Source organism: uncultured Hymenobacter sp., assembly GCF_964242765.1.
GTDB lineage: Bacteria > Bacteroidota > Bacteroidia > Cytophagales > Hymenobacteraceae > Hymenobacter.
In genome coordinates, this window is sequence record NZ_CAXTBM010000009.1 from 78634 (window position 1) to 95667 (window position 17034).

Sequence of the window (17034 nt, forward strand, 5' to 3'; positions counted from 1 at the left end):
GTAGAGTGGACCGAAAATACAATTTTGCTAATTGGCTGCCGCAAAAAAACGCCGGGCTCCACACTGGAACCCGGCGTTATAAAACTGGAAGTAGGGGCTGGTTAGTGCTTGCCGTGGCCTTTGCCGTTGTTGCCCTTGCCTTTCTGACCTTCCACTACATAGACTCCGCCCGGAGCACCGCCCAGCTTCTTAGCTTGACCGGGCGGAAGTCCTTTGCCATTTTCCAGGCGCTTTACCTGGCCCGGGGGCAGGCTAACGGGGTACAGGGTGCGGTGCTGGCTGATCTGCCCCCAGGGCTGCGCGCCCACATAGTCGATAACTACCGGGTGGAAAGACGAAGGCGCGTAGCCGCTGATATTTTCTACGCGCACCCACTGGTTGTCGCGCTGTACCACGTAGCGTTGGGTGCTGACGTCGTAGTAACCGCCGACTTCCGGGATGTAGTAGTATTGCTTGCCGGCTGGTATTACTGGACCCCAAAAGGGCCGTCTCGCTTTGCCGTGGCCTTGGGCCTGCGTGGCGAAAGAAAAACCTGTGAGTGAGAGCACAAGAGCAAGTTTAAAGACCAATTTCATAAGAGATGGAATAGAATTTCATTTTGTTTGCTGAACAAAAGCAAGAAAGAAGCCAGACTATAGTTATGCTTTTTCAAAGTCTCTCGCTGCTGTGGCAAGCAAATGCACCTGATAAAACATAAAAAGAGCGTCTTCAGATGAAGACGCTCTTTTAGGATTACTTAATAAACAGTTAGTTTACCGGCCTCGACCTCGGCCTCCGCCAGAAGCATTTTGTTCGTCGCGGCCTCCCTGCAAACCACGGTCGTTGCGGCTGGGAGTGTTCTGGTTGTCCCAGTTGCTCCGCTCGTCGCGGCGAAAGTTGTCCCGGTCTTTGCGGTCGTCGTGGCCATAGTTACCCCGGTTGTTACGGTCGTACTCGTTGCCGCGGGCATAGCCCCGGTTGTAGTAAGGCGGGTTGCCGTAGCGGCCGGGTGCCGAGCGGTAGTTAGGCGCCGGAGCGTAGCCGCCTCGTCCGCCGCCGTAGTAACCGTTGTTGCCGTAGTAGCGGCCGGGCTGCCAGCCGCGCTGGTTGCAGTAGGCCCGATGGTCGCGGATATAGCCCCAGGGCTGCCGCCCCGCGTAGTTGATTACGATGGGGTGGAAGAAACGAGGGTCATAATTGGCGTAGTACGAGGGCAAGTAAGGCGAGTTCACCCAGTAGCCGTTGTCTAGGTACACGTAACTTTGCGAGTACAGGTCGTAATAGCCGTCGATTTCCGGGATGTAGTAATACTGCACGCTGGGGCCAACGGCCGGCCCCCAAGTAGGAGTCCCCACATTGACGCTTACCCGTACTTGCGCCTGTGTCCTACCGCTTTGTAGCAGCAATCCCAGCAGCAAAATCAGGCCCGTTTTAATTAGCATTTTCATACGTTCAGAAGTGAAAATTTCTGGTTTGTGCTGTGCAAGAACAGCGCCAATTTGAAAGGTTTGGTGGCGTAAAGCACACAATTTCAAGGCTAAGACTAGAACTTCAACGGCGCTGAGACTTTTAGGGTGTCATCGTTGTTATAGGCAGTCTGCCCGCACATATTGTCGGCCGCTTATTCCTGGTTGCGTTAGCCAAACTACTTGGCAAATAAGCTATTCGGGATAGTAGGAAGGTTGGGTTTTACGTACCTTTGCAGACTTATTCGCATTGCTAGTGCATGGCCAAAAAAACAACCGCGGCATTATCTGCTGCATCGCCTAAAGCTCCCAAAACACCAAAGGCCTCCAAGGCTACGGTGGCAACTCAAGAAGCATCGACAGTGGCGGTAGCTCCGGTCTCGTTGCCAAAGCTGGCGCCGATTCTTGCCAGCGGACAACTTAGTGGTTCCGCCAGCAGCATTGAGTCGCCGTTTATCGAGGTGTACGGGGCCCGGGAGCACAACCTGAAGAACGTTTCGGTGCAGATTCCGCGCGGGCGACTTGTGGTATTCACGGGCATTTCGGGTTCCGGTAAGTCGTCGTTGGCCTTCGACACGATTTACGCCGAAGGACAGCGCCGCTACATGGAAACCTTTTCGGCGTATGCGCGCAGTTTCATGGGCGGGCTGGAGCGGCCTGATGTCGATAAGATTGAAGGGTTGTCGCCGGTCATCAGCATCGAGCAGAAAACTACCTCGCGCAACCCCCGCTCCACGGTAGGTACCATCACCGAGATATACGACTTTCTGCGGTTGCTCTACGCCCGCACGGCCGAAGCCTTCAGCTACGCCACCGGTGCCAAGATGATCAGGCAGAGCGACGACCAGATCATCAATTACATCTTGCAGCACTTCGATGGCAAAAAGCTGGTAATGCTGGCGCCGGTAGTGAAAGGCCGCAAAGGCCACTATCGGGAGCTGTTTCAGCAGATTGCCAAGCTCGGTTTCACGAAGGTGCGGGTGGATGGCGAACTGCTCGACCTCACGGCTAAGATGCAGGTGGACCGCTACAAGATTCACGACATCGAAATCGTAATCGACCGGCTGGTGGTGAAAGAGGAAGACCGGTTCCGCCTCTCAGGCTCGGTGCAGAACGCGCTGACGCACGGCAAAGGCACCATGCTGGTGCTGGACCCCGAGGAGAAAAACGCCGCCAAGAAAACACAGTTCTTCTCCCGCTTCCTCATGGACCCCGTCACGGGCATTGCCTACGACGACCCGGCCCCCAATACGTTCAGCTTCAACTCGCCCTACGGCGCGTGCCCGGTGTGCAACGGCTTGGGTGAAGTACAGGAGATAACCGAGGAATCGGTGATGCCAGACCGCAAGCTGAGCGTCAGCCGCGGCGGTATTGCCCCGCTCGGGGAGTACCGCGACATTTGGATTTTCCAGCAGCTTAGCGCCATCCTCAAAAGGCAGAAGTTCAGCCTTAGCACTCCCCTGGAAAAGCTGCCCGACGACTTGATAGAACGGCTGCTCTACGGCATACCCGAAGACGACGAAGCCGACCCTAAGAAAGCCAATTACACCGAGCCGTTTGAGGGCATTATCCCGTTTCTGCGCCGTCAGATGGAGTCTGATTCCGAAAATATTCGGGAGTGGATTCAGCAGTACACCCAGGCAAAAGACTGCCCCGAGTGCCACGGCTACCGCCTCAAGAAGGAGTCGTTGCACTTCAAGATCAACGACAAGAACATTGGGGAGCTGTCGGTGATGGACTTGAACGAGCTGGCTGGTTGGTTTGAAGGCTTGGAAACGCGCCTAACCGACCGCCAGAACCTGATTGCGCGCGAGTTGCTCAAGGAAATTCGGAAACGCATCGGCTTTTTGCTGGAAGTGGGCCTCGACTACTTGAACCTGCACCGCTCGGTGCGGACCCTGAGCGGTGGGGAAAGCCAGCGCATCCGCCTTGCCACCCAAATCGGTACCCAGCTTGTGGGCGTGCTCTACATCATGGACGAGCCCAGCATCGGCTTGCACCAGCGCGACAACGAGCGGCTAATCAAGGCCTTGCAGCACCTGCGCGACATCGGCAACTCAGTGATTGTGGTAGAGCACGACAAGGACATGATTCTGCACGCCGATTATGTGCTTGATATAGGCCCGGGTGCTGGTATCCACGGCGGGCACATTGTAGCATCGGGTACGCCGCAGGAGATTTTCAATTCGGGCAGCCTTACCTCGCAGTACTTAAGCGGGCAGAAGCACATCGAGCTACGCAAGAAAAAACGAGCCGGTGAAGGCAAAGAACTGATCTTGAAAGGTGCCAAAGGGCACAACCTGAAGAACGTAACGGTGAAGTTTCCGCTGGGCAAACTCGTAGCGGTTACGGGTGTGTCGGGTTCCGGCAAGTCCTCCCTCATTCACGACACGCTTTACCCAATTCTCAACCAACACTTCTTCAACGCCAAGCGCGAGCCCCTACCCTACGGTAGCATCGAGGGCTTGGAGCTGATTGATAAGGTAATTGAAGTGGACCAGTCGCCGATTGGCCGCACGCCCCGCTCGAACCCCGCCACCTACACCGGCGTGTTCACCGAGATTCGGCAGTTATTTTCGTCGTTGCCGGAAGCGAAGATCCGGGGCTACGGGCCGGGCCGGTTCTCGTTCAACGTGAAGGGTGGCCGCTGCGAAACCTGTGAGGGGGCCGGTATCCGAACCATCGAAATGAACTTCCTACCCGACGTGCACGTGCCCTGCGAAACCTGCAAAGGCCGGCGCTACAACCGCGAAACGTTGGAAGTGCGCTTCAAAGGCAAGTCCATTACTGATATACTCGATATGACTGTGGAAAAAGCCGTGGACTTCTTCGAGTTTCAGCCCCGCATCCTGCGTAAGATTCAGACGCTGAATGAGGTAGGCTTGGGGTACCTTACGCTTGGCCAGCAGGCCACCACGCTTTCAGGTGGAGAAGCTCAGCGCGTAAAGCTCGCCACCGAACTTAGCAAAAAGGACACCGGCAAGACGTTCTACATTCTCGATGAGCCCACCACTGGCTTGCACTTCGAGGACATCAGCCACCTCGCCGACGTGCTCCAAAAGCTAGTTGACAAAGGCAATACCGTTCTTATCATCGAGCACAACCTCGACCTGATCAAGGTGGCTGACCACGTCATTGACATCGGGCCGGAGGGTGGCGCGGCAGGCGGTACCATTGTGGCGCAAGGCACACCAGAGCAAGTAGCCAAGTCAGGCAAGGGCCACACCAGCCGCTTTCTGGCTGAAGAACTGCGCACCAGTAAATACGCGGACGCTTAACAGGCGAAAGTAGACCAACTGCAAACGCAAAGCCCCTCGTGCTTAGACAAGCACGAGGGGCTTTGCGTTTGTAACTAGCGAAGCACCCTATTATTTCAGCGCGTTTGCGCGCTCGAACAAGGCGGCCGTTTCGGTTTCGTGAGCCCGTTGCTTTGGCAGCATTTCCGTGACGTAGGTAAGCAACTCAGGGTTGCTGAGCTTGGTGGCAGCCTCGGCATAGCGTTTCACTGTACGCTCGTGCAAGGCCTTTGCATCCCGCAGGTACTTCTTGTCGAAGCCGAGGTATTTGCGGTCGTCTACATCATCATAAATGGCGCGGTCGTCTGCGCTCATCATGGTAGGCAGTGTGATATTATTGCGGCTAGCAATGGCTTCCAGTTTGGAACCAGCTTCGCTGTAATCTTGGTCCATTTTTTTGCCCCACTCCTTCACTTCCAGTGCAATAGCCTTTTGCTGCGCTAGCTTACCCAGCGACACTTCCAGCATGTTTGCACTAGCGGCAGCTACAGCAAACTCGGAGTCATATTTCAATTGCTCTTTGGTGTAGGGCGAGTTTGGCGCTAGGTTCTTGCTGCGCTTCTTGTTGAGCTTCTCGGCTTGCTTAGTTTGTGCCTGCGCGGATATGATACCGCCTAAGATGCTGCAAATGAAGAACAAAAGGGTTGCAAATCGTTTCAATTGCTTTTCCATGGGTCGAGAAAATCGGGTGGAGTCGAACTAGCCAAGCAGCACTTGGTGCCTAACCTTTATAAGCACGCAAGCCGATGGGCTGCTGGCTTGCTGCTGTATACTCAACAAGTGGTAAGTGGTTCTAACCTTGTCAGCTAGGGGAATTTCAAGTCGGTCTTTGCCGTTTATGCCGGTTGCGTTTCCAGCCGTTCCCGCACTTCCACTTCACTCGTTGATAGTGACATCCATAGAGTTGGGATGCTGGAAAGAGTAGATGAAACTACCAAAAAAAGCCGCTGCCTAATTCAGGCAGCGGCTTTCCTATTGCTTTATGGAAGCACAGGCAAAATTCGATACTACATCATGCCCGAATGCTCTTTCGACATCGTCAAGTGCTTCTCGATGACGGGTGTAGTCTTGGTGATGAAGGTCTGCAAATCTGTGTCCTTCGTCATGGTTTGATGGGCCGCCATGGTGTTCAGCGTCTTCTGGTGGTCGACTACCATTTGGTCCATAAACTTCTTTTCCAACTCTTTACCCGAGAGCTTGCGCATTTGCTCGGCTATTGCTTTGTGCTCGGCGTCCATGTCGGTGGGCAACTTTACACTTTTCTTCTGCGCTATGGCTTTTAAATCGGCCGTCGACTTGGTATGATCGGTAATCATCATGTCAGCGTGGGTTTTAGCCATGCCAGTAGCACCTTTTTCTAGTGCAAGCTTGCTCAATTGAATTTCGTTCTGGTCACTATGCGCGGCCGACATCATGAAGGTAGGGTCATCGCTGTGCGGGGCAGTTGGGCCACTGGGGTTAGCCATTGCTGCGCCACCTGCGGCACCTGCCGAGGCGGTATCGCCGCTCATACCGCCCGTAGCGGAAGAGTCCATTGCACCAGCTTCGGTGTTGGTAGGGGCACTACCCGTAGCGCTATCCGCAGTGGTAGAAGAGGTGTCGGTAGAGCCACAGCCACCGAGGGCGAGGAGGCCAAGGCAAGAGGCACTAAAAAGAAAGCGTTTCATAGCAAATGTTGTTGAGGTGTTGGATGAAAGAACGTACTCGCTTTGACCAGCTTAGGTTATGGTTGAGCTTGGCCGGTGGAGTCGGTAGCCATGGCCGAATCGGCATCAGCCGACACAGTGGGGCCCGCATCATTATCGATTACGGTGGCATCAGCTTCTACGCCGCCTTCATCGGCAGCCTTGTCCATATCACTTACTGCTTCGCCGGCGGTACCATCGGTGCGCTTCTCGGCATCGCCGCAGCTACTGAATGAGAGCATTGTGGCGAGGGCCAGCAAGGAAAGAAAGTTGGTTTTCATAGAGGAAATGGTATGTGGTGGATTGGAGTTACTTGGGCAACTTGTCGGCCGCTTGCTCCGCGGCTTCGCGGTGCCTTTTCAGGATTGGAAGGTACTTAGCCGCAAAAGCCCGGATGTCGCCATCGTAGGCTTCGTCGCTCATATCATTGAACTCATCGATGCTACGCTTGTGGCTATCTTCCAAGAGGTCGAGGTATTTGCGGTCGAAAGCTGGGCCGTTCAAAGCAGAAAGTTCGCCTACACGGTCTGCTTGATCTTGCCCCAAGTTGGTGGGAAGCACAATGTTTTTCCTGTCGGCTACAGTCTTTAGGTCCGTTTGCATGGGGCCATGCTCTCCGGCTACGGTCTGCGCTACATATTTCACGTCGGGCGAAGTGGCTTTGCGCTGCGCTATCTGGCTTAGTTCTAGATCCAGCATGCTGCTGCTGGCAGCCGTTACCATAAATTCAGCGTCACGCTCCTGCTTTTCGGTTATAGCTTCATTCCCAATGCGTTTCTCGTTCTGAAATTTGGCTTCCGCAACCGGGTCTTTGTTGCTTTCTCCCCCCGAGCAAGCGGTGAGCAGGGGCAGCGCCAGTAAGGCAACTAATTGGAAACGACGCATGATTTCAGGTTTTTATGCAAGAGTCCCAGGATATACGGCGGGCTCAGCTAGCGGTTGGGTTAGAAGAGGAATTGAGTTTGTAAATCAGAGTGACTAGGTGGATTACCTTGTGCAGAGTACCAGCTAAGGCGTAATAGACAGTTGGTCAATTAGGCAATTACCGACGAGGGGCCGAATCCATTAGGATTCGGCCCCTCGTCGGTAATTGCCTAATTGACCATTGCACCTTCAATGGCCCAAGCGAAATAAATAATGCCTAAGTATAGCCAAGCATAAAATAGTTAGTTATTCATATAAGTAGTATAGCATAGTTAGGAGCAGGTAGCTTATCAACTTGTCTTGGCAGTGAGCGGAGACGAACTAGTATCAACATAAGTCTTACTCGGAGAAGGGGCTGATAAGGTGCTGTGCGAAGTGCTACTGTACGACGTCACCAAGATACTTCACTCTATAACTCTGCGGTATCACATAATCATGTGAGTTAGTCCGTTATCTATGCCTTGCTAGCCATGAGAGGTAAAAATTTTCAACGAGTAGTACTAAGGCTCCTGGTTGACGCTAATGGGGCGTGCAAAACGGAGGCCTATTTGTTTTCTTGCCGCAGCAACACCTCGGCCAACAGCAAATCCTCGGGCGTGGTGATCTTTAGGTTACAATAATCACCCGGCACGAGGCGAATGGGATGGAGGTCCTCCACCACACTGGCATCATCCGTGAAGGTGGCTAGTTCTGGTAGTTGATAAGCACGGCGTAGCAGCCCAATTTCAAAGCACTGCGGCGTCTGTACCAAGCGTAGCCGGGCGCGGTCCAGCGCGTAGGAACCCTGCTGGCTTAGTCCCCGCACCGAATCTTTGGGAAGTACCGCCGCTATTGCCGCCCCGTGCTCTGCTGCGGTAGTGTAGGTGTTTTCAATAACGGATAGAGGCGTAAGTGGGCGTACTCCATCGTGCACAGCCACTACGCCCACCTCGTAGCCGGCCAACTCTCCCAAACCCTTGCGCACCGACGCCCACCGCGAGGCGCCACCCGTCACCACGGTATGCGGGATTTGTACCTTGTGGGTAACACACAGTTGCTTCCAAGTCTCAAGCTGGTCGGTTGGTAGCACTACCACGATGGTGGTTACTCGCAAGTTAGGGTCGGCAAACCGGCGAAGCGTGTGGAGCAATACGGGTTCACCATTCAACTCCAGGAATTGCTTGGGTTGGTCGGTTCCCATGCGCGTGCCACTGCCGCCTGCTACCAGAACAGCAAAGCGCGGTCCTGCCGCAATGGTACTGAGTGGCAGAACAACATCAAGGGCATCTGAATGGGCCATGGTATTCTCAGGCTAGACTACTAGAAATTGTCGCAAAGAAAAGCCCTGCCACCGCAAGGTAGTAGGGCTTTCCCTGACTGCTGAGTTATTCGGCTACTCCGTTGCTTACAGAATGAGCATGGCGTCGCCGTAGCTAAAGAACTTATATTTCTCTTTAATAGCCACGTTATACGCCTCAATCAGAAGTTCATAGCCAGCAAAAGCGGCGGCCATCATCATTAGTGTGCTCTCCGGGGTATGGAAGTTGGTGAGCAGCGTATTAGCGATTTTGAAATCATAAGGAGGGAAAATAAACCGGTCGGTCCAACCTTCGTTGGCCTTCAAGCGCGAGTTGGCCGACACCGACGATTCCATGGCGCGCATAGAAGTGGTGCCCACGGCACACACACGCTTTTTGGCATCGAGGGCGCGGTTGACAACCGTAGCGGAAGTGCCGGGCACGATGAAATTCTCGGAGTCCATCTTGTGCTTGGTCAGGTCTTCTACATCTACCGTGCGGAAGGTGCCCAAGCCTACGTGCAGCGTAACGGGTACCACTTCTACCCCTCTGATTTCGAGGCGCTTCAATACCTCGCGGGTGAAGTGCAAACCTGCGGAAGGAGCAGCCACCGCGCCAGTGTGCTTGGCATAAATGGTCTGATAACGCTCCTTGTCGGCGGGTTCGGCATCGCGGGTGATAGATTCGCGGGGCAGGGGCGTCTCGCCTAGGTTGTGCAGCGCTTTGTAAAATTCCTCGTCGGAGCCGTCGAACAAAAATTTGATGGTCCGGCCGCGGGAGGTGGTATTGTCGATAACCTCGGCCACCACTTCCCCCTCATCGTCGAAGTAGAGCTTGTTGCCGACCCGAATTTTGCGGGCGGGATCCACGAGCACGTCCCAAAGATGAATCTCCTTGTTCAGTTCGCGAAGCAGGAACACCTCGATCTTAGCGCCGGTTTTCTCTTTGTTGCCGTAGAGGCGAGCCGGAAACACCTTCGTATCGTTCACCACGAATACGTCGCCCTCGCCGAAGTACTCGATAATATCTTTGAACGTGCGATGCTCAATTTTGCCACTGTCGCGGTGTATCACCATTAGGCGGGATTCGTCGCGGTTTTTGGCCGGGTGTTGGGCCACCAGGGCTTCGGGCAAATCAAACTTAAACTCGGAAAGCTTCATAGAGGCGGGTAAGGCAAAGGCAATAGCTAGGGAAGCTAAAGAAAATTTGAGTCGGCGAAAGTACGCAACCTAGCTTGATTTATCGTTACTTTTCGCCCGGAAAGGTGAAATTGTGAATTTGTGAAATGATGAGTTTGAGGTTCAAGCTGCATCATTTGCGCCAACCAAACGAACCTAAAATTCACTTTTTCACCGAATTGCCTCATGAAAGCTCTGCGCCTGACTTTAGAAAGCTTCCGCTTCGCGTGGCAAGCACTCAAAGCAAATTTGCTGCGAACCGTGCTTTCCCTGCTTGGGGTTACCGTGGGCATTTTCGCCATCATTGCCGTTTTCACGGTAGTTGATTCGTTGGAGGCCAATGTGCGCCAGAGCATGAGTTTCGTGGGCGACAAGGTGATTTACGTAATGAAAATGCCTTGGACTTTCGACCAACCCGATTATCCGTGGTGGCGTTATTTCCAACGGCCGGCACCCACCGTACGCGAGTTTGAACTCTTGCAGCGCAGCCTCTCCAACAACCAGCGCGGGGTTGCTATCTATGCCGTAACGGGCGGTAATACCTTGCGTGTAGGCTCTAACAGCATGCAAGACTGCGCGCTTATGGGCGTCACTTACGACTACCGCAACGTGTCGGACCTGCCCATTGCCGAAGGGCGCTACTTTACCACTCAAGAAACTGAGTCGGCCCGTAATGTGGCGGTTATTGGGGCCGATATTGCTACCAATCTATTTCCGAACGGCTCGGCACTGGGCCAGGAGTTCAAGGCGCGGGGCCTGACTTTCACGGTTATTGGCGTAGTGAAGAAAGAAGGCAAAAAAATTCTGGACACTCCCAGCAACGACACCAACTGCGTTATTCCCTTCGGGGCTTTCACCAAGCTGTTCACCTTAAGCACCAATGGCCTAACGGGCGTGACGCCTACCATTGCCGTGAAAGGGCGCGAAGAGGATGCGGGCCTGCTAGACTTAGAGTACGAAATGAAAGGCTTGATGCGCAACATCCGCACCCTCAAGCCCCGCGAGGAAGATAATTTTGCCTTGAACCGCCCCGAAATGCTTACCAACATGATTGGCAAGCTCTTCTCGGTTATTGGTATTGCCGGAGCCGTCATTGGGTCGTTTGCCATGTTGGTTGGGGGCTTCGGCATTGCCAATATCATGTTTGTGTCGGTGAAGGAGCGCACCAACATTATCGGTATTCAGAAGTCGTTGGGCGCCAAAAACTACTTCATCCTCTTCCAATTTTTGTTTGAGGCCATTTTTCTGTGTTTGATTGGTGGCGCGGCCGGTATTTTTCTGGTTTGGCTGATTACGCTGGTACCCCAGGATGTTACGCCGGTCAATCTTTCCGGCTCCAACATCACGCTGGGCCTCACCGTATCCGTGGTGATTGGGGTGCTGGCCGGTATTATTCCGGCCGTGCTGGCCGCTAATCTGGACCCGGTTATTGCTATCCGAAGCAAATAAATAGCACCCGATAACTGCTTTTCCTGAATTCGTCCTCGCTGGCCGAGTTCCTTGCCTACGCTGTGCTTAGCAAGCGGCTTGTAGGGTATCGGTAGGTAATAATCCAGCCCAATGGGCTAAAAGGCTCGACGCCATAGTACGGCAGAAATATGGGCCTGCGGTAGCAAAGATGCGTTGTGGCTTTACTTTTTCGTAAGCACAACCATCACGCTATGTTAACAAAATGTTAATTTGCACACCCGTACTTTTAGCCGCTCTATTTTGTGTGGGGCGGCTTTCTTTTTTTTAATTCCCCAACCTAGCAGTCTGGCTTCACACCAGTCTTGCCATTTTATGAAAGTTTACCAGTAATGTCTAAGCTCAAAAAAACCAGTCGTACCAAAGCCTCCGACGAGGCGCTGAATGCCGGTAGCGGCCAAACCATCCGGCAGCCGGATGTCAATAACAACAAGGTCACTAGCATCAGTGATATCCGGGAGCAAACCCACGGCGTACGGACGTTGCAGCTCGACGATGAGCAGCGCATTCGCAAAGCCTTCGTTGATAAAGACTGGAATGAAATCAAGATTGCCGACTCTTGGCAAATCTTCAAGGTGATGGCCGAGTTTGTTGAAGGCTTCGAGAAAATGTCGAAGATTGGGCCGTGCGTGTCCATTTTCGGTTCGGCTCGTACCAAGCCGGAGAACCCTTACTACCAAATGGCCGAGGAAATAGCGGCCAAACTCGTGCGCCACGGCTACGGCGTTATCACGGGTGGTGGCCCTGGTATCATGGAGGCCGGCAACAAAGGCGCGCGCTCTGAAGGGGGCCGCTCCGTAGGCCTGAACATCGAGCTGCCATTCGAGCAGTTCAACAACATCTACATCGACCCGGATAAGATCATCAACTTCGACTACTTCTTTGTGCGTAAGGTGATGTTTGTGAAGTACGCCCAGGGCTTCATTGGCATGCCCGGCGGCTTTGGCACGCTCGATGAGTTGTTTGAAGCCATTACCCTGATTCAGACCAAGAAAATTGGGCGTTTTCCCATTGTGCTGGTGGGTACGGCTTACTGGAAAGGGATGTTTGAGTGGATCGAGCAGGTGATGCTCAACGAAGAGCACAACATCTCGGCCGAAGACATGCACTTGGTCCAGTTAGTTGACGACGCAGCTTCGGCAGTGAAAATCATCGACGATTTCTACTCTAAATACTTGCTTTCGCCGAACTTCTAAGGCTGCTTCGTTTTGCTTGACAAGCCAACTCGTCCTCGGGATGAGTTGGCTTTTATTTTTATATTAGATATAGTAAATGTCAAACTTGTTCCTAGAAAAAGCAGGTCGAATCAAATTAATAGTATTTTAGAGCTCACCCTGAATCATTCGTAGCTATGCAGCAAACTTCTACAATCCGCGAAGTACGAGACATATTTATTGTGCCACGCTGGGCAGGTGCTCCACATGACGATTGGTATCCTTGGCTTGCCGATCAGCTGGAATCCGTAGCCGCCGAAGACAACTTCGACTACCGCATTCATCGGCTAGCTATGCCCGCCTGGGACCTGCCGGTTATCGGACAGGCCGTGGAGTATTTACAGCAAGTGATACCTGCTACTTCGTTGAATTCCAAGGTAATACTGGTGGGGCATAGTGTGGGCTGCTTGGCTATTCTGCACTACTTGGCTAGCATGGCGAAGGCAAACCCGGAAGCGCAGCAAGTGGGTGGGGTATTGTGCGTAGCCGGCTGGTTTTCTGTGGACAGCCCTTGGCAAGATATTTTGAATTGGATGGATGCGCCCATCGACTACGAAGCGGCGCGCCGATTAATCCCGCAAAACAAGCTCATTGTACTGCTCTCCGATGACGACCCGTATACTTCAGGCTACCAAGCGAATGAACGTTTGTGGGTGGAGCGGCTGCACTCCCAGGTCAGCATTCTGCATGGCCGGCAACATTTCAGCGCTCAGCTTGATTTCGACGTGCGCGACGCAGTGCGCGACCTCGCCGGCGCTACAGCGGCTCTTACTCTTACTTAGCCTATCGGCCAAGAGGGCGGCTGTACTAACTTGTAACAACTACTTTGTTTAAGCGGTTACTCACTGTGGCAGCAACTTTTGAATACGATTATTTGATAGCGGGCGGCGGCGCGGCAGGACTTAGCTTGGCTTATTACATCAGCCAAGAGCCACGTCTAGCTGACAAGCGTGTGCTGGTGATAGAGCCAGAAGCGAAAAACCAGAACGACCGGACCTGGTCGTTTTGGACTGATGCGCCTACGCCGTTCGATTCTATAGTAGCGCATGAATGGGAACAGCTAGCGTTCAGAAGTCCGCAGTTTGAACAGGTTTTCAAGTTGGCACGGCACCGCTACAAAATGATCAGAGGGCTCGACTTCTATAATTTTGTGGGGCAGGCGCTGACTGCTGCGCCGCAAATAGTGCGTGTGCAGGGCACCGTAGAAACGCTCGAGAATACCTCTACGGGCATAGTAGCGCAAACCAGTGCCGGAACCTTCACGGCTCGCTATGCCTTCGATAGCCGCCCGCCGCACTTCCAGAAGCGCCCCGACAAGTATCGCTACTTGCTTCAGCATTTTGTGGGGTGGGAGGTGGAAGCTGCCCAAGATGTCTTTAATCCGAAGACAGTGGAGTTCATGGATTTCCGCGGCGAGCAACAGCACGAAGCCCGGTTCATGTATGTGTTGCCCTTCAGTAAGCGGCGGGCATTGGTAGAATACACGCTATTCTCGGCCGAAGTGTTGCCCAAGGCAGAGTATGAAAAGGCTATGCGGGACTATCTGCGCGAGTTAGGGGTTACGGATTTCCGGATTGAAGCCGAGGAAGTGGGCGCAATTCCCATGACTGACCATCCCTTGCCTACAACTGTGGGCCGCCACATCGTCAACCTTGGCACCCGAGCCGGCCGGGCTAAACCGAGCACAGGCTACGCCTTCAAGCGGATACACGCGCATTCGGCCCACCTTGTCCGCGCACTGGCTGCCACCGGCCAGCCCCCCGCCGACCCCACCGGCGACCAGTGGCAGTTCAGCTTTTTCGATACTCTGCTCCTCGACATTATGCAGCGCCAAGGAGAACAGACCCGCCACATTTTCACCGAGCTATTCACTTATAATACCCCGGAGCGACTCTTCGATTTTCTGGATGAGCGCACTTCTAACTGGGAAAATCTGCAAGTTCTAAACTCCGTGACGCCGGGGCCGTTTCTGCGGTCTATTGCACACGTGTTACGCGGCCGGCCAGGACGAAGAGTGGAGAAGTAACTATTATACTACATTGTGTTGTGGTCTTGCGGCTTGTCTGGGAGCCTCTTACTTTTATGCAACAAGGCGAAATTGCCAGGGCGTTTCAGTGTTTTTATGCATCAAACCAGTACACGGCAAATGTTGTGCCTTGGCCTACTATGCTGGTCACCTCTAAGTGCCCGCCCCGACTGGTAATAATGCGCTGCACCAGATAGATGCCGACACCGGCTCCTGCCACATGAGGATGTTGGCGCGCAAAGGGTTGAAAGACTGGAGTTGGCGTGTCCGGCAACGTCATGCCTAAGCCGTTGTCTTGCACCGTAAGTACGGGCTGGTTGGTAGCGGAAAGACTACTCTTTACCGTGACGCGTGGTGAGCGGTCGGGGTGAGCGAATTTAAGGGCGTTGCTGAGCAGGTTGTGCAGCACAGAGCGAAGATTAGCCCGGCCGTACGTTAGCGTGGGAGCAGCCTCGAAGCTCAACTCAACTTTCGCCTCTGACTCCAGCATCTGCGCCCGCAATCCTAGTAGTACCTCATCGGCTACGCTGCGCAAATCCAGCGACTCGGTGGGCGCGGAGAGGCCGCGCTGGTCTTGCACGGTGGCAGCCAAGTCTTGCAGCGTAAGATCGAGCTGGCGTAGTGCCTCGTCCACCATGGTTAAGATTTGACCTTCCTGCGGATCATTGAACGAGGCGCTGCGGCGTAGCTCATCGAATAGGCCACGCAGGTTGAGTAGGGGCTGCTTGAGGTCGTGGGAGGCCGTGTACACGAACGTATCCAGGTCGCGGTTGGTGCGGGCCAGTTCGTCGTACTGGGTTTGCAGCACTTCACGCAAGCGGTGCTGGTCGTCTACGTCGGTGCAGGCGCCAAACCAGCGCAGGCCCCGCGCATCGGTTAGCTGGCGGGCCCGGATGATGTGCCAACGGTAGCGCCCGTCGTGCCGGCGCATTCGATACAAGCCTTCGTACGGCTCGCCAGTGGCTATGCTGTGCACCCACCGACGAGCGGCGCCGGCTTGCTCACTAGGGTCCAGCAAGCTGATCCAGCCGGTCGGCCCCAAGTCTTGGCTTGGCAGGCCAGAATATTCCTCGGAATATTGGTTGTAGTAGTCTACAAATCCTTCGGCGGTAGCCGTCCAGATAAGCTCCGGAATGCTGTCAGCCAGAAACCGTAACTCGGCTTCGCCGCGGCGAAGCGCTTCGGCTAGCTCGCGCTGATCGTGAATTTCGGTGAGGGCACCGTGCCAAAATACGGGCTTATCGGGGGCATGCAACTCGGGCAGGGCCCGGCTCAGCACCCAGCGGTATTGGCCATCGTGGCGACGCAGCCGGTATTCGTAGCTCCAGCCAGTGCCAGCAGTTCGGGCGGCATCGGTTTGGTATAATATCCGCAGTCTGTCGTCGGGATGGATGAGCAGCGGCCACATGGCGTTAAGGTCGGCGGTGGGGGGCTGACCCGTAAAATAGTGCCACTGCGGACTTACGTACTCGTAATTGCCTTTGGCATCAACGCTGAAAGTTATCTGGGGTACAGTTTCCGTTAACACCCGCAGGCGCGTATCCAAGCGACGGGTTTCAATGGCTAATTCGTGGGTCCGTTGGCGAGCCTCTTCCTGCCCTGTCACATCAACGGCGAACAGCAGCAAGCCACTTACTGGCCCTCCACCTTCGCGCACGGGTTCGAGCGCAATATCGAAATAGCGGGCATGCGCAGGTTTGCCGTGTGCGCTTGGGAGAGGCAGCCGGTAGGCCTTGGCTACATACGGCTGCCCGCGGTGGTATACTTGCCGCATTACTTCCAGTAGATCAGCTGGTAACGTGACGGGTTGCTCGGCTACGGACTGCCCTTCCGTAACAGATGCGCCCAGAACAGCTTGCATAGCTTCGTTCACAAAACCGTACCGCAACTCGGGACCTTGCAGAGTAGCGACACCGGCCGGCATATGCCGAAGAATGTCCTGCAGTTGCTGCTCACGCATAAGTGGTAATTGGAAATACAAAGAGGGCCCACTCCCACCAGCGGTTGATGCAAGGCAAGAATAAAGCGGCGGCAAGTAACGGCATTTACTCGTTTGGTAGGGCTGAGGGGATAGAGGCGTCGGCCCCGAATACAGCTAGCCGGATCAAATCAAGCAACGTGGCGTCAGCAATAGTAAGGGAAATAGGGGCCGAGGGCATATAATTAGGTCGCCAGAAACCTTGTAAGGTTTCAAATCCTACCGGTTCCAAAGGGTGAAAAGCCATCGACCAATCCGGGAAGCTCCGCACACTGATTAGCTTACTCACGAGCTTTACAACATTGGAGTGACGACCATCACGGGAGATTTTCTCGAACAATGGCTCTAATATTTCTGGCTCTCCTTCAATGAGTTGCGCGATGTTGCCGTGGCTGTAAAACAACACACCCGTCACGTTGTGCTGCGCGTTGTCGCGGCGGCATTGGCTTAACAGGGCCTGCAAGTCTTGGTCGGAGAGCGGATGCACGGCCCGGCTGATGTAGATAATGTGAATCATGCGAGATGAACGGTGGAGCTTGCTGCC

General features: G+C 54.2%; 15 protein-coding genes. 5 read left to right on the plus strand and 10 right to left on the minus strand.

Annotated features, from left to right (window positions below):
• Nucleotides 1–101: 101 nt before the first annotated feature.
• Together ACFE7X_RS05585 and ACFE7X_RS05590 are read right to left on the minus strand one after the other, a co-directional pair.
• Complete coding sequence (locus ACFE7X_RS05585; RefSeq protein ID WP_375434680.1) at nucleotides 102–575, minus strand: hypothetical protein; 474 nt, start codon at nucleotides 573–575, stop codon at nucleotides 102–104.
• Nucleotides 576–752: 177 nt separating this feature from the next.
• Nucleotides 753–1427, minus strand: a complete 675-nt coding sequence (locus ACFE7X_RS05590) for a hypothetical protein (RefSeq protein WP_375434681.1) — start codon at nucleotides 1425–1427, stop codon at nucleotides 753–755.
• 419 nt (nucleotides 1428–1846) lie between these two features.
• Here ACFE7X_RS05590 and uvrA point away from each other — a divergent pair, with 419 nt between their 5' ends.
• Nucleotides 1847–4723 carry an excinuclease ABC subunit UvrA gene (gene uvrA / locus ACFE7X_RS05595; protein WP_375434720.1) on the plus strand — a complete coding sequence of 959 codons (2877 nt, stop codon included), beginning with the start codon at nucleotides 1847–1849 and terminating at the stop codon, nucleotides 4721–4723.
• A gap of 90 nt (nucleotides 4724–4813) precedes the next feature.
• Here the strand turns inward: uvrA and ACFE7X_RS05600 are convergent, their stop codons facing one another.
• The 6 genes from ACFE7X_RS05600 to queA all read right to left on the minus strand — a co-directional run bounded on the left by ACFE7X_RS05600 (nucleotide 4814) and on the right by queA (nucleotide 9787).
• On the minus strand, nucleotides 4814–5413 hold the full coding sequence (locus ACFE7X_RS05600; protein WP_375434682.1) for a DUF4142 domain-containing protein: 600 nt from the start codon (nucleotides 5411–5413) through the stop codon (nucleotides 4814–4816).
• Nucleotides 5414–5748: 335 nt separating this feature from the next.
• Entirely contained in the window at nucleotides 5749–6408 is a 660-nt protein-coding gene (locus ACFE7X_RS05605) for a DUF4142 domain-containing protein (protein WP_375434683.1), read from the minus strand.
• A 56-nt stretch (nucleotides 6409–6464) separates the two neighbouring features.
• Nucleotides 6465–6707: a hypothetical protein gene (locus tag ACFE7X_RS05610; RefSeq protein WP_375434684.1), complete on the minus strand. Its 243-nt coding sequence runs from the start codon at nucleotides 6705–6707 to the stop codon at nucleotides 6465–6467.
• Between the two features lie 28 nt (nucleotides 6708–6735).
• Nucleotides 6736–7311: a DUF4142 domain-containing protein gene (locus ACFE7X_RS05615; protein ID WP_375434685.1), complete on the minus strand. Its 576-nt coding sequence runs from the start codon at nucleotides 7309–7311 to the stop codon at nucleotides 6736–6738.
• Between the two features lie 583 nt (nucleotides 7312–7894).
• Nucleotides 7895–8629 carry a 2-C-methyl-D-erythritol 4-phosphate cytidylyltransferase gene (locus ACFE7X_RS05620; RefSeq protein WP_375434686.1) on the minus strand — a complete coding sequence of 245 codons (735 nt, stop codon included), beginning with the start codon at nucleotides 8627–8629 and terminating at the stop codon, nucleotides 7895–7897.
• A 105-nt stretch (nucleotides 8630–8734) separates the two neighbouring features.
• A complete protein-coding gene (gene queA, locus ACFE7X_RS05625) occupies nucleotides 8735–9787 on the minus strand; it encodes a tRNA preQ1(34) S-adenosylmethionine ribosyltransferase-isomerase QueA (protein WP_375434687.1) in 1053 nt (350 codons plus the stop codon).
• A gap of 204 nt (nucleotides 9788–9991) precedes the next feature.
• Here queA and ACFE7X_RS05630 point away from each other — a divergent pair, with 204 nt between their 5' ends.
• The 4 genes from ACFE7X_RS05630 to ACFE7X_RS05645 all read left to right on the plus strand — a co-directional run bounded on the left by ACFE7X_RS05630 (nucleotide 9992) and on the right by ACFE7X_RS05645 (nucleotide 14512).
• Nucleotides 9992–11254, plus strand: coding sequence for an ABC transporter permease (locus ACFE7X_RS05630; protein ID WP_375434688.1), 1263 nt, complete (start codon nucleotides 9992–9994; stop codon nucleotides 11252–11254).
• A 350-nt stretch (nucleotides 11255–11604) separates the two neighbouring features.
• Nucleotides 11605–12468: a TIGR00730 family Rossman fold protein gene (locus ACFE7X_RS05635; protein ID WP_375434689.1), complete on the plus strand. Its 864-nt coding sequence runs from the start codon at nucleotides 11605–11607 to the stop codon at nucleotides 12466–12468.
• 155 nt (nucleotides 12469–12623) lie between these two features.
• The gene (locus ACFE7X_RS05640) at nucleotides 12624–13268 is read left to right on the plus strand and encodes an RBBP9/YdeN family alpha/beta hydrolase (protein ID WP_375434690.1); all 645 of its coding nucleotides are present in this window, start codon (nucleotides 12624–12626) and stop codon (nucleotides 13266–13268) included.
• 65 nt (nucleotides 13269–13333) lie between these two features.
• A complete protein-coding gene (locus ACFE7X_RS05645) occupies nucleotides 13334–14512 on the plus strand; it encodes a lycopene cyclase family protein (RefSeq protein WP_375434691.1) in 1179 nt (392 codons plus the stop codon).
• A 94-nt stretch (nucleotides 14513–14606) separates the two neighbouring features.
• On the opposite strand, the gene ACFE7X_RS05650 is transcribed toward ACFE7X_RS05645, so the two are convergent.
• Nucleotides 14607–16472: a PAS domain-containing protein gene (locus tag ACFE7X_RS05650; protein ID WP_375434692.1), complete on the minus strand. Its 1866-nt coding sequence runs from the start codon at nucleotides 16470–16472 to the stop codon at nucleotides 14607–14609.
• A gap of 85 nt (nucleotides 16473–16557) precedes the next feature.
• Nucleotides 16558–17007 carry a BLUF domain-containing protein gene (locus ACFE7X_RS05655; RefSeq protein ID WP_375434693.1) on the minus strand — a complete coding sequence of 150 codons (450 nt, stop codon included), beginning with the start codon at nucleotides 17005–17007 and terminating at the stop codon, nucleotides 16558–16560.
• Nucleotides 17008–17034 lie beyond the last annotated feature (27 nt).

Coding starts and splice junctions, on each gene's coding strand:
- ACFE7X_RS05585 (WP_375434680.1), bottom strand. CDS start 575: ATGAAATTGGTCTTTAAACTTGCTCTTGTGCTCTCACTCACAGGTTTT.
- ACFE7X_RS05590 (WP_375434681.1), bottom strand. CDS start 1,427: ATGAAAATGCTAATTAAAACGGGCCTGATTTTGCTGCTGGGATTGCTG.
- ACFE7X_RS05600 (WP_375434682.1), bottom strand. CDS start 5,413: ATGGAAAAGCAATTGAAACGATTTGCAACCCTTTTGTTCTTCATTTGC.
- ACFE7X_RS05605 (WP_375434683.1), bottom strand. CDS start 6,408: ATGAAACGCTTTCTTTTTAGTGCCTCTTGCCTTGGCCTCCTCGCCCTC.
- ACFE7X_RS05610 (WP_375434684.1), bottom strand. CDS start 6,707: ATGAAAACCAACTTTCTTTCCTTGCTGGCCCTCGCCACAATGCTCTCA.
- ACFE7X_RS05615 (WP_375434685.1), bottom strand. CDS start 7,311: ATGCGTCGTTTCCAATTAGTTGCCTTACTGGCGCTGCCCCTGCTCACC.
- ACFE7X_RS05620 (WP_375434686.1), bottom strand. CDS start 8,629: ATGGCCCATTCAGATGCCCTTGATGTTGTTCTGCCACTCAGTACCATT.
- queA (WP_375434687.1), bottom strand. CDS start 9,787: ATGAAGCTTTCCGAGTTTAAGTTTGATTTGCCCGAAGCCCTGGTGGCC.
- ACFE7X_RS05630 (WP_375434688.1), top strand. CDS start 9,992: ATGAAAGCTCTGCGCCTGACTTTAGAAAGCTTCCGCTTCGCGTGGCAA.
- ACFE7X_RS05635 (WP_375434689.1), top strand. CDS start 11,605: ATGTCTAAGCTCAAAAAAACCAGTCGTACCAAAGCCTCCGACGAGGCG.
- ACFE7X_RS05640 (WP_375434690.1), top strand. CDS start 12,624: ATGCAGCAAACTTCTACAATCCGCGAAGTACGAGACATATTTATTGTG.
- ACFE7X_RS05650 (WP_375434692.1), bottom strand. CDS start 16,472: ATGCGTGAGCAGCAACTGCAGGACATTCTTCGGCATATGCCGGCCGGT.
- ACFE7X_RS05655 (WP_375434693.1), bottom strand. CDS start 17,007: ATGATTCACATTATCTACATCAGCCGGGCCGTGCATCCGCTCTCCGAC.